Below are 11,807 nucleotides of genomic sequence, written 5' to 3'. Positions count from 1 at the left end.
TGTTATCGGGGAGCTTAAATGCAATCTACTCAGGACATCACCATCAATCCAGCGCTGGTACCAGCAGTCGCTGCGAGCACCGCCAGCAGCCCTGCAACGGCAGCGAGCGACCTCGGTGACTACCGCATCATCCGCCGTAACGGCGCGGTTGTCGCGTTTGAACCGTCGAAAATTGCAGTCGCCATGACCAAGGCCTTCCTGGCCGTGAACGGCGGCCAAGGTGCAGCGTCGGCTCGCATCCGCGAGCTGGTGGAAGAACTGACCAACAACGTCGTCGGCGCCCTGGTGCGTCGTCAGCCATCGGGCGGCACCTTCCATATCGAAGACGTGCAAGACCAGGTGGAACTGGCCCTGATGCGTTCGGGCGAACATGACGTGGCCCGCGCCTATGTGCTGTACCGCGCCAAGCAAATGGAAGAGCGCCGCGCCGCCAAGGAAGCCGCCGGCACCTCCACCATCGCCGCGCCGCAGATCCACGTGCTGGAAAACGGCGAGCGCAAGCCGCTGGAACTGAACCGCGTCACGAGCCTGATCAACGCCGCTTGCATCGGCCTGGAAAAACACGTCGACGCCGACGCCATCGTCGCCGAGACCCTGAAAAACCTGTACGACGGCGTGCCGGTCGAAGAGCTGCACAAATCCGCCATCCTGGCTGCCCGCGCGCTGATGGAAAAGGATCCGGCCTACTCGCAAGTGACCGCTCGCATCCTGCTGCACACGATTCGCAAGGAAGTCTTCGGCAAGGAAGTGGCGCAGGGCGCCGCTGCGGCCGAATACGTGACCTACTTCCCGCAGTACATCGCCAAAGGTATCGCCGCTGAACTGCTGGACGTCAAACTAGGCGAATTCGACCTGGCCCGCCTGTCGAAAGCCATCGTCGCCGACCGCGACCTGCAGTTCGGCTACATCGGCCTGCAAACCCTGTACGATCGCTACTTCCTGCACATCCGCGACACCCGCATCGAAATGCCGCAGGCGTTCTACATGCGCGTCGCCATGGGCCTGGCCCTGAACGAAAGCGACCGCGAAGCGCGCGCCATCGAGTTCTACAACCTGCTGTCGAGCTTCGACTTCATGTCGTCGACTCCGACCCTGTTCAACTCGGGCACCCTGCGTTCGCAGCTGTCGTCGTGCTATTTGACCACCGTGTCGGACGACCTGGAAGGCATCTACGACGCCATCAAGGAAAACGCCTTGCTGGCGAAATTCGCCGGCGGCCTGGGTAACGACTGGACTCCGGTGCGCGCCCTGGGCGCCCACATCAAGGGCACCAACGGCAAGTCGCAAGGCGTGGTGCCGTTCCTGAAAGTGGTCAACGACACCGCCGTCGCGGTCAACCAGGGCGGCAAGCGCAAGGGCGCGGTCTGCGCCTACCTGGAAACCTGGCACATGGACATCGAAGAGTTCCTGGACCTGCGCAAGAACACCGGCGACGACCGCCGCCGCACCCACGACATGAACACCGCCAACTGGATTCCGGACATGTTCATGAAGCGCGTGATGGAAAAGGGCGAGTGGACCCTGTTCTCGCCATCGGACACGCCTGACCTGCACGACCTGGTCGGCAAAGCCTTCGAAAAAGCCTATCTGGGCTACGAAGCCAAAGCCGCCGCCGGCGAAATCCGCGTGTTCAAGAAAATCCAGGCGCTGGACCTGTGGCGCAAGATGCTGTCGATGCTGTTCGAAACCGGCCACCCATGGATCACGTTCAAAGACCCATGCAACATCCGTTCGCCGCAGCAGCACGTGGGCATGGTCCACAGCTCGAACCTGTGCACCGAGATCACGCTGAACACCGGTCCGGACGAAATCGCCGTCTGCAACCTGGGCTCGGTCAACCTGCCGGCCCACATGAAAGAGGGCAAGCTCGATCACGTCAAGCTGCAGAAGACCATCCGCACCGCGATGCGCATGCTCGACAACGTCATCGATATCAACTACTACGCCGTCGATAAAGCACGCAACGCCAACATGCGTCATCGTCCGGTCGGCCTGGGCGTGATGGGCTTCCAGGACTGCCTGCACATGATGCGCGTGCCATTCTCGTCGATGGAATCGGTGCAGTTCGCCGACACCTCGATGGAAGCGGTCTGCTACTACGCCTACCTGGCGTCGACCGAGCTGGCCGAAGAACGCGGCCACTACGCTTCGTACAAAGGTTCGCTGTGGGATCGCGGCATCCTGCCACAGGACTCGATCAAGCTGCTGGCCGAAGAGCGCGGCGGTTACCTGGAGCAGGACCTGTCGGCGGCCATGGACTGGACCCCGGTGCGCGAGCGCATCGCCAAGTTCGGCATGCGTAACTCGAACTGCGTGGCGATCGCTCCGACCGCGACCATTTCGAACATCATCGGCGTGTCGGCTTGCATCGAACCGACCTTCCAGAACCTGTACGTGAAGTCCAACCTGTCGGGCGAGTTCACCGAGATCAACGCCTACCTGGTGCGCGACCTGAAGGCGCGCGACCTGTGGGACGAGGTCATGATCTCCGACCTGAAATACTTCGACGGTTCGCTGGCCAAGATCGACCGCATTCCAAACGACCTGCGTGACATTTATGCAACCGCGTTTGAAGTGTCGCCAAGCTGGCTGGTGGAAGCCGCCTCGCGTCGCCAGAAGTGGATCGACCAGGCGCAGTCGCTGAACATCTACATGGCCGGCGCCTCGGGCAAGAAACTGGACGAAACCTACAAGCTGGCATGGCTGCGTGGCCTGAAAACCACCTACTACCTGCGCACCACCTCGGCCACCCACACCGAGAAGTCGACCTCCAAGACCGGCGCGCTGAACGCGGTGGCGGTGGACGGCGGCATGTCGGCCAGCGCCATGGCTGCGGCGCCAGCCCCAGTACCGGTGGCCGCAGCGGCCGCCGACGAGGAAGGCGCCGCCTGCTACCTGCGTCCGGGTGACGACGGTTTCGAGGAATGCGAAGCCTGCCAGTAATAAAATAGAGTCTGCGCCGCCCCTGCCTGAGCAGCGGCGGCGCGGAACCACATATATATAGAAGGAACTAACTATGTCGCTGTCCTGGGACGAAGAGGCCGCACCGGCCAATCAAGCAGTCAATCAAGCCGCGCTGGCCACCTCCGAGGGCAGCGCCGAACAAGTCGCCCTGCGCGTGAACGCCGACGACAAACGCATCATCAACGGTAAAACCGACGTCAACCAGCTGGTGCCGTTCAAGTACAAATGGGCCTGGGACAAATACCTGGCCGGCTGCGCCAACCACTGGATGCCGCAGGAAGTGAACATGCAGCGCGACATCGAGCTGTGGAAGAACCCGAACGGCCTGACCGACGACGAGCGTCGCCTGGTCAAGCGCAACCTCGGCTTCTTCGTCACCGCCGACTCGCTGGCCGCCAACAACATCGTGCTGGGCACCTACCGCCACATCACGGCGCCGGAATGCCGCCAGTACCTGCTGCGCCAGGCGTTCGAGGAAGCGATCCACACCCACGCCTACCAGTACATCGTTGAATCGCTGGGCCTGGACGAGCAGGAGATCTTCAACGCCTACAACGAAGTGAAGTCGATCCGCGACAAGGACGAGTTCCTGATCCCGTTCATCGACACCCTGACCGACCCGGCCTTCACCACCGGCACCATCGAAAACGACCAGAAACTGCTCAAGTCGCTGATCGTGTTCGCCTGCCTGATGGAAGGCCTGTTCTTCTACGTCGGCTTCACCCAGATTCTGGCGCTGGGCCGCCAGAACAAGATGATGGGCGCCGCCGAGCAGTACCAGTACATCCTGCGCGACGAATCGATGCACTGCAACTTCGGCATCGACCTGATCAACACCATCAAGATGGAAAATCCGCTGCTGTGGACCCCGGCCTTCAAGGAAGAGATCAAGCAGCTGTTCCTGAAAGCGGTGGAACTGGAGTACGCCTACGCCGAAGACACCATGCCGCGCGGCGTGCTGGGCCTGAACGCAGCCATGTTCAAAGGCTACCTGCGCTTCATCGCCAACCGCCGTGCCACCCAGATCGGCCTGGAAGCGATGTTCGACCAGGAAGAGAATCCATTCCCATGGATGAGCGAAATGATCGACTTGAAGAAGGAACGCAACTTCTTCGAGACCCGCGTCATCGAATACCAGACCGGCGGCGCGCTGAACTGGGACTAATCCTCCCCAGCCCCTCCCCAGAAAGCCATGTGCGCCCGACCGGCCACATGGCTTTTTTCATGCCAGCCGGTTCCGGTTGACGCCGACCGTGCGGACGATGGCCTGGATGGTCGCCGTCCGCACAGGCACCCCCTGCGCCAATTGCTTCACGCTCCCCGCCTGTGTCGCCATCATAAAGTCAAACATATTGCCTCCTAGTGCGGGCATAGATGCTTGATGGCTACGAGCTTACTCGTTAAATTTGCAGCCGCTCGTCTCTTTAATCTACCTCAATACATAGCGTGAAAAGAAGAGTGAACTCTGTTTCTCAACAGGGAGAACGGTCATGAACAATACGGATCTAATGATTGCGCAGGACGTCGATGTCCTGCATGGGGAATTGCGCACGCTGATTTCATCCAGCCGCCAGCGCGCGGTCAAGGCGGTCAATGCCGAGCTTAGCCAGTTGTATTGGTCGATCGGACGGCGCTTGTCGGTCGAAGTGCTGGGCGGCGAGCGCGCGCAGTATGGCGCGCAATTGATGCAGTATTTAGGTGTGAAGTTGTCGGCGGAGTTTGGTAGAGGATTCGAGTTCCGTAATTTGCGGCGCATGGTGCAATTTTCGCAGACCTTTTCCTACCAAGAAATTGGCGCGACACTGTCGCGCCAATTGAGTTGGAGCCACTTTGTCCTCCTCATTACGGTAAAGAATCCGGCGGCCCGCGCTTATTACGCTCAGCAGAGTGTGACCGATGGCTGGAGCGTGCGGGAGCTGCGTCGGCAGATTGATCGCAAAAGCTACGAGCGCAGTCGGATCGCCAGTCCGGAAGAGCCGGCATCGCCGGAGGCGGAACCCGAGGCGATCTTCAAGGATCCCTACTTCCTGGACTTCCTCGGCTTGCGCCAAGGGTACGACGAGTCGGATCTGGAAAGCGCGATCCTGCTTCAGCTGAAGGCGTTTATTCTGGAGCTGGGCAGGGGCTTCGCTTTCGTCGAGCGGAAGAAGCGGATGATTATCGATGGCGAGGACTTCTACCTCGACCTGCTGTTCTTCCATCGGCGCCTGCGCCGGCTGGTGGCGATAGAGCTCAAGCTCGGACGCTTCAAGGCCGCGCACAAAGGGCAGATGGAGCTCTACCTCAAATGGCTGGACCGTCATGAACGCGAACCCGGCGAGGAGGCACCCATCGGTTTGATCTTGTGCGCGGAGTCGAGCCGCGAGCAGGTCGAGCTGCTGCAGATGCATCGCGACGGTATCACCGTCGCCGAATACTGGACCGAACTTCCGCCCAAGGCGGAGCTGGAACGTCAGCTGCGCACCGCGCTAGCGGAAGCGCGTGAACGGTTGGCGCGTCGTCGGCTGACGCGCTGACTGCTCGGCTAATGACTGCCGCTGATAGCGCAGCATGATGCAATCTCCCGAATCCCATAGCGAAAACAATCGCAGCGCTGACGTCTGTAGCCATCAAGCGCGCATGCATCGACGGCGATGCGCCGCGCGATCTCGCCGCCATGCTCGGCGTTCGCCATGACTCCGCAGTCATCCTCAACGCGAACGCGACGAGCATGTCGGCGCGCTCGCCGCATTTCAAACGCCGCCTGTAACCGCAGGCCTTAACGCCGATTTACATCGCGCCGCCGGCGCCGCTTCATCGCCGTCGCGCGCGCGATCACGCGCGATCATGTTCGACCAAGCGCGAACGCGATGGAGCGCACCGCTGTATTCCGCTTGCTATTCGTCTTACTCTGTCTCATAATCGCGACGAATTAAAAACAGCGAGTGGCTGCGACGCGCGAACGATGCGCAAGCGCTCTCGGATTCGGAAGCGGGCGATGCGATTTCCAGACCGGTTTGGTCGGCGTCGAAGAAACCCAGGCGGCATAAGGCTTACTTTGAAGTGCGATTTTTCCGGCGCGATGCGCGCGGCACTTCCCGAACCCGATTGAGCGCGCGTGATGAGCGCGCGGCGACGTAGGCGGACACGCCGAATCGCGATGCGTACGTTAGATAGCGAGCGTAAGACGAAAAAAAGCGCGCGAATATCTAACGTGCCGGTTGCGCACCGACAAGGTTTTCGTGTACTTTACGAACTTGAAAATGCGTGTTTTAAAAAGTGCGAAATTGAATTACGAATTGCAGTTCGCACCGCGCAGTGATGATCGATACGGGAACTGATTCACACCATATGCACAAGACCACGTCGTCGTTTTTATTCAACCGTCTTGCTTGATTCGATTCAGGCCGGGCGGTTTTTTGTTTGAAAACGAAACGCGCGACGTGGCTGCGACGCAGGTTACAGGAGCTGAGGACACGCCCGGACCACCGCAAAACGTCGCGACAAGATTTGTATCCGCACGCCGCTCCAGCTTTGGAGGGCGGGTGGATCGATGGCTGAAGCGCTGCACTCGTGAGGAGATGCAGCAGTTCAGCTAGTGCCGAATTCATTAGCGCAAACCGCTTCAGTTTGCGCCGATGAATAATTCGCCTGGCCCAATCCCGGGTTGGACGGGTTTAAATCTTGTAAACGAATTTTTCCCATCCCCGATGAAGGAGAACTAAACATGGCAACCGCCGCAAAAAAACCAGCAGCCAAAAAAGCTGCCGCACCAGCAAAAAAACCAGTAGCCGCTAAAGCAGCCGCCAAACCAGCAGTGAAAAAAGCTGCCGCTAAACCAGCAGCCAAGCCTGCAGTGAAAAAAGCAGCTGCCAAGCCAGCCGCTAAACCAGCTGTGAAAAAAGCAGCCGCCAAGCCAGCAGCCAAACCAGCTGTGAAAAAAGCAGTGGCCAAGCCAGCAGCTAAACCAGCCGTGAAAAAAGCAGCTGCCAAGCCAGCAGTGAAAAAAGCAGCCGCTAAACCAGCAGCGAAAAAAGTCGTCGCCAAGGCAGCAGCCAAGCCAGCAGCGAAAAAAGTCGCCGCCAAACCAGCAGCCAAAAAAGCCGCTCCTAAAGCAGCCGCCAAGCCAGTAGCGAAAAAAGCAGCCGCCAAGCCAGCAGCTAAAAAAGCCGCTCCTAAAGCAGCCGCCAAGCCAGTAGCGAAAAAAGCAGCCGCCAAACCAGCAGCCAAGCCAGCCGCTAAAAAAGCAGCCGCCAAGCCAGCAGCCAAGAAAGCCGCGCCGAAAGCAGCCGCCAAGCCAGCAGCTAAAAAAGCAGCCCCTAAAGCCGCTCCTAAAGCAGCCGCCAAGCCAGCCGCCAAAGTCGCTGCCAAAAAACCAGCAGTAAAAGCAGCAGCCAAACCGGCTGCAAAGGTTGCGGCTAAGCCAGCAGCAAAAAAGCCGGCTAAGGCAGCTAAACCAGCTGCCAAAAAAGTCGCCGCCAAGCCAGCAGCCGCTCCGGCCGCCGCAGCTCCGGCAGCAGCTCCAGTAGCCGCCGCGCCAGCCGCCAAGCCAGCAGCAAAAAAAGCAGCTCCTAAAAAAGCCGCTCCAAAGAAGGAAGCCGCTAAACCAGCAGCCGCAGCTCCAGCAGCTCCAGCCGCCGCGCCAGCAGCTAAAACCGTACTGGCTCCGGCTGCCGCATGGCCGTTCCCAACCAGCACCCGCCCTTCCTAAGTCTTAAACGCTTAGAAGCCTGCTGAGGCAATGGCCGCTGTGTGAGACAATCACACAGCGGCTTTTTTATTGGAGGGGGATTCGTGCTGAGTATTCTTAAGTTGATTGTCGACGCTATCGCCGTCTTGTTGGGCAGCGCCTTGCTGCTGCGTTTCTGGATGCAGGCGATCCGCGTGCGGCCGCCATCGTCGGTGGCGCAGTTCACGTTCCAACTGTCGGACTGGCTGGTGCGCCCCTTGCGCCGCATTGTGCCGGGCGTGGGCGGGTATGATTGGGCGAGCCTGATCGGCGCCTTCCTGATTGTGCTGGCGGCCACCTCGATCCTGTTCTTCGCCGGCTGGCCGTGGCCGGCCGTGCTGCTGATGGCGTTCCAGCGCTTCCTGGAATGGATCTTATATGGCTTCATGGCCTTGCTGGTGATCGAAGCTATCTTCAGCTGGGTGAATCCGCACGCGCCGCTGGCGCCGTTCGTGCGCGCGCTGAACGAGCCTATCCTGCGGCCGATCCGCCGCGTGGTGCCGCTGGTGGGGAATCTGGATCTGTCGCTGCTGGTGGCGTTGATCCTGCTGCAGATTGCCCAGCTCCTGCTGGGCATGGCCTTTACCGGTCGCTAATGAACAAAGCCCTGTGGTCGTGAGGCGATCTTGAGCACCTCAGCGCACAGGGCTTTTTTTTTGCTTAGAAGCGGTAGCCGAAGGCGGCTTCGAACTGGTCGGCGATTTCGGCGGCCGTGAAGCGGTGGTTCTGCGCGCCTTTGTGGGCGATCTTGATCGCGCCCAGCAGGCTGGCCAGGCGACCCGTGGTCTCCCAGCTCCAGCCATTGGTGATGCCGAACAGCAGGCCGGCGCGGTAGGCGTCGCCGCAACCGGTCGGGTCCAGCGCCGCTTCCACTTTCACCGCCGGGATGTCGATGCGCTGTCCCTTGGTGTGAATCTCCGAACCCTGCTCGCCACGCGTGACCACCAGCGCTTCCACGCGGCCGGCGATTTCCGCCAGCGTCAGGCCGGTGCGCTCGATCAGCAATTCGATTTCGTAGTCGTTGGTGGTGACGTAGGTGGCTTTGTCGATGAATTCGATCAGCTCTTCACCATTGAACATCGGCAGCTGCTGGCCCGGATCGAAGATGAACGGGATCTGCAGGTCGGCCAGGTCGGCGGCGTGCTTCTTCATGCCCAGGTGGCCGTCCGGCGAGATGATCGCCAGGCGCGCAGGACCAGCCTTGGCCACTTCGTTCTCGTGCGCGTACGACATGGCGCCAGGGTGGAAGGCGTTGATCTGGTTGTTGTCCTGGTCGGCCGTGACGAAGCACTGGGCATTGTAGGCTTCCGACTTGATCAGGATGTTGTCGGTGGCCAGACCCAGTTTGCGGAAGCGCTCCATGTAGGCCTGGTTGTCCTGGCCCATGACGCCGACGATGCGCGGTGCGCCGCCCAGCATCTGCAGGTTGTAGGCGATGTTCGGCGCGCAGCCGCCGAATTCCGTGCGCATGGTCGGCGCCAGGAACGAGACGTTCACCTTGTGCAGCTGGTCCGGCAGCAGGATGCTGTCGAAACGGTTCGGGAATTGCAGGATGGTGTCGATGGCGATCGAGCCGCAAATCAGAGTGGTCTGGGTCATGATAGTTCTTTATGGGTAGAAGACTGCGATGTGATAGCCGGATGCTTTCAGGTCGTGAAGCTCGAAGTAGAGTTTAACGGCTTGTTCGCTGTGCGGGGTAAAACCTTTGTCGAGCGCGACGTCGGCGTTCAGGTAGTCGCGCGGCGTGAAGACGCGGCGCAGGATGCGTTTGTCGTTGGCGTCGTCGAGCATCAGTTCGATCGACGGCCAGGCCTGCGCGCTGCCGCTCTGGTTGCGCAGCAGGGTGGTGAACGAGAAGGTGGTGTCGCTCAGGGTTTGCAGTTCGCCCTGTTCGATAGTGAGGTCGTCGATCTGCGTCGGCAGTTCGATTTTGCAGCCCAGCGTTTTACACGCGGCGGTGAGCGTCGGCTTCAGCGCCGGAACGGCGGCGGCCAGCGAGTTGCGGAAGGTGGTCACTGCTTGGGCCAGCAGCGCGCCCACCAGCAGCACCGAGCCGAGGCTCATGGCGATGGTGGTGGCTTTGCCGTACTTACGGCGCAGGCGGTCGCGTTTGACGAAGCCCGGTTCTTCGGGCGCGGCGTGTTCTTCGTAGGCTTCTTCGGTGGCGGCGATGGCGTCGTCGGCCGATTCGGCGTGCAGGTAGGCGTGGGCGCGCTCGGCCTGGACTTGCGACAGGCCGCCGGTCGATAGCTGCACCAGGGCTTCTTCGTCGACTTCATCGAGTTCGTCGTCGCGCAGCGGGCGGGCGGGCGCCGGTGCGGGCTCGGGCTCCGCTTCGGGCTCCAACTGTGCGTCGTCTTGTTCGGCGGAGAAGACCGCGTCGGCGGCGGCCGCGAAGGCGGTGCCGAGACGGGGACCGGCGCCGGCTTGCGGTTCGTCGTCCAACGGCGGCTCGCCCCAGGTCGGCTCGATGCGGCCGCCCGACATGTCGGCGTAGGCGTCTTCCGAGGCCGGCAGGCCGTCGGTGTCGTGCGGGACGTCGGCCAGGGTCAGTTCCATGGCGGAGAGTTCGGCTTCGAGCGCGGCTTCCAGATCGTCGTCGCTCATGGCGTCGGCGTTCAGGATGTCTTCCAGCGGCGCGGCGCGCACGTCCGGCTCGCTGCTGGCTTCCAGGTCGGGCTCGGATTCGATGTCGAGATCGAGGTCGAACAGGGTGCTGTTGTCGGCCGGCGCGGGAGCGGGAGGCAGAGGTAACTCTGGCGGCGGCGCGGCCCCGGCCGGAGGTTCGTCCGGCAGTGCGGCAAGCGGTTCCTCCAGCTGTGCGGCCGACGATTCGGCGAACGGCTCGGCCGGCGCGGCGTCCAGCGCTTCTGGCGACGCTTCGATCACCGGTTCAGGCACCGATTCGCTCACTGCCTCGTCCAGCGGTTCGTCCAGCACATCGTCGAGCTCCAGCACCGGCTCGGCATCGTCCATGCTCAGCACTTCAGCCGCGCGGGTATCGAGCGCGGCCATTTTCTGGTCGAAGGGAATGGTCGGGGCGAGGGCGGCGGCCGGCTCCAGGAGCGCGGCGTTGCCGTCAAAGACTTCATTGCAGGAGCCACAGCGCACTATGCCCCCACGTAATTTCAACTGGTCATGAGCGACCCGAAATACCGTGTTGCAGTGGGGGCATTTAGTGGCGAGCGCCATTTACTAGGATTAACGCGCAGCCGGAACGGTGTCGCTGCCCAGGCGGCCGTGCAACGCCACCCAGCCTTCTTGCTCCGCCCACACGCCGAGCTTGATGAACGGCGCGTAAGCGGCCGCCACTTCTTCCGCCTGGCGCGCCAGCACGCCGGACAGGATCAGCGCGCCGCCGTCGGCCACGCGGCCGGACAGCATCGGCGCCATCAGCTTCAATGGGCTGGACAGGATGTTCGCCACCACGATGTCGAAACGCTGCGTGGCATGCTTCGACTCGGCGAAGGTATCCGGCAGGAAGAAGTCGATCTCGCAGTGGTTGCGCTGGGCGTTGTCGGCAGCCGATTCGATCGCTTGCGGATCGATGTCCACGCCGACCACTTCACCGGCGCCAACCTTCTTGGCCACCATGGCCAGGATGCCGGAACCGCAGCCATAGTCGAGCACAGTCTTGCCCGGTGCCGGATTAGCTTCCAGCCACTCCATGCACAAACGGGTGGTCGGATGGCTGCCGGTGCCGAAAGCCAGGCCAGGGTCCAGCTCCAGGATCAGCGCGTCCGGATTCGGCGCTTCGTGCCACGACGGCACCACCCAGATGTTCTTGCCGATCGGAATAGGCGCGAACTGCGATTGGGTCAGGCGCACCCAGTCCTGTTCCTCCACCTTGCGGGTGGTGAACTTCGGCAGGGTGGTCAGGCCGATCTGGCCGGCTGCGGCCGCAACGATCACGGCCTGGTCGTCATCCTCGTCGGTCAGGGCCACCACGCGGCTATGATCCCAGGCCGCTTCGGTGGGCTCCATGCCCGGCTCGCCGAACAGCGGTTTTTCCGCGTCCGTGCCTTCATCCGCGTCTTCCACGGACACCGACAGGGCGCCCACATCCATCAGCGCCTCGGAGAGGGCTTCGGCGTGGTCACGCGCGATTTCGATGACGATTTCAGTCCAGCTCATT

At 61.6% G+C, this 11,807-nt stretch carries 9 protein-coding genes; 5 read left to right on the top strand and 4 right to left on the bottom strand.

Going from position 1 to position 11,807, the window contains the following annotated elements:
* Window positions 1-18 precede the first annotated feature (18 nt).
* Complete coding sequence (locus tag ACXZ1M_RS09440) at window positions 19-2,943, top strand: ribonucleoside-diphosphate reductase subunit alpha (protein WP_459052909.1); 2,925 nt, start codon at window positions 19-21, stop codon at window positions 2,941-2,943.
* A gap of 73 nt (window positions 2,944-3,016) precedes the next feature.
* Window positions 3,017-4,129, top strand: a complete 1,113-nt coding sequence (locus ACXZ1M_RS09435; protein ID WP_459052908.1) for a ribonucleotide-diphosphate reductase subunit beta — start codon at window positions 3,017-3,019, stop codon at window positions 4,127-4,129.
* Between the two features lie 57 nt (window positions 4,130-4,186).
* Here ACXZ1M_RS09435 and ACXZ1M_RS09430 read toward each other — a convergent pair whose 3' ends face one another.
* Window positions 4,187-4,315 (bottom strand): hypothetical protein, encoded by a 129-nt coding sequence (locus tag ACXZ1M_RS09430; RefSeq protein ID WP_459052907.1) that lies wholly within the window; start codon window positions 4,313-4,315, stop codon window positions 4,187-4,189.
* A 139-nt stretch (window positions 4,316-4,454) separates the two neighbouring features.
* Between ACXZ1M_RS09430 and ACXZ1M_RS09425 the strand changes: the two genes are divergently transcribed.
* The 3 genes from ACXZ1M_RS09425 to ACXZ1M_RS09415 all read left to right on the top strand — a co-directional run bounded on the left by ACXZ1M_RS09425 (window position 4,455) and on the right by ACXZ1M_RS09415 (window position 8,268).
* Complete coding sequence (locus tag ACXZ1M_RS09425; RefSeq protein WP_459052906.1) at window positions 4,455-5,480, top strand: PDDEXK nuclease domain-containing protein; 1,026 nt, start codon at window positions 4,455-4,457, stop codon at window positions 5,478-5,480.
* Window positions 5,481-6,610: 1,130 nt separating this feature from the next.
* Window positions 6,611-7,654, top strand: coding sequence for a transcriptional regulator (locus tag ACXZ1M_RS09420; protein WP_459052905.1), 1,044 nt, complete (start codon window positions 6,611-6,613; stop codon window positions 7,652-7,654).
* Between the two features lie 83 nt (window positions 7,655-7,737).
* Entirely contained in the window at window positions 7,738-8,268 is a 531-nt protein-coding gene (locus tag ACXZ1M_RS09415; RefSeq protein WP_459052904.1) for a YggT family protein, read from the top strand.
* A 64-nt stretch (window positions 8,269-8,332) separates the two neighbouring features.
* On the opposite strand, the gene ACXZ1M_RS09410 is transcribed toward ACXZ1M_RS09415, so the two are convergent.
* From ACXZ1M_RS09410 to prmA, 3 genes are read right to left on the bottom strand one after another with little or no spacing between them, the layout of a single operon-like run.
* Window positions 8,333-9,271: a carbohydrate kinase family protein gene (locus ACXZ1M_RS09410; protein ID WP_459052903.1), complete on the bottom strand. Its 939-nt coding sequence runs from the start codon at window positions 9,269-9,271 to the stop codon at window positions 8,333-8,335.
* Between the two features lie 9 nt (window positions 9,272-9,280).
* Entirely contained in the window at window positions 9,281-10,864 is a 1,584-nt protein-coding gene (locus ACXZ1M_RS09405; protein WP_459052902.1) for a DUF3426 domain-containing protein, read from the bottom strand.
* A 9-nt stretch (window positions 10,865-10,873) separates the two neighbouring features.
* A complete protein-coding gene (gene prmA / locus ACXZ1M_RS09400) occupies window positions 10,874-11,806 on the bottom strand; it encodes a 50S ribosomal protein L11 methyltransferase (RefSeq protein ID WP_459052901.1) in 933 nt (310 codons plus the stop codon).
* Between the last annotated feature and the right edge of the window lies 1 nt (window position 11,807).

The sequence above is a fragment of the Duganella paludis genome, assembly GCF_054461335.1.
The sequence above is the reverse complement of the archived record's forward strand: the minus strand, read 5'-3'. Positions and strand labels throughout refer to the sequence as shown.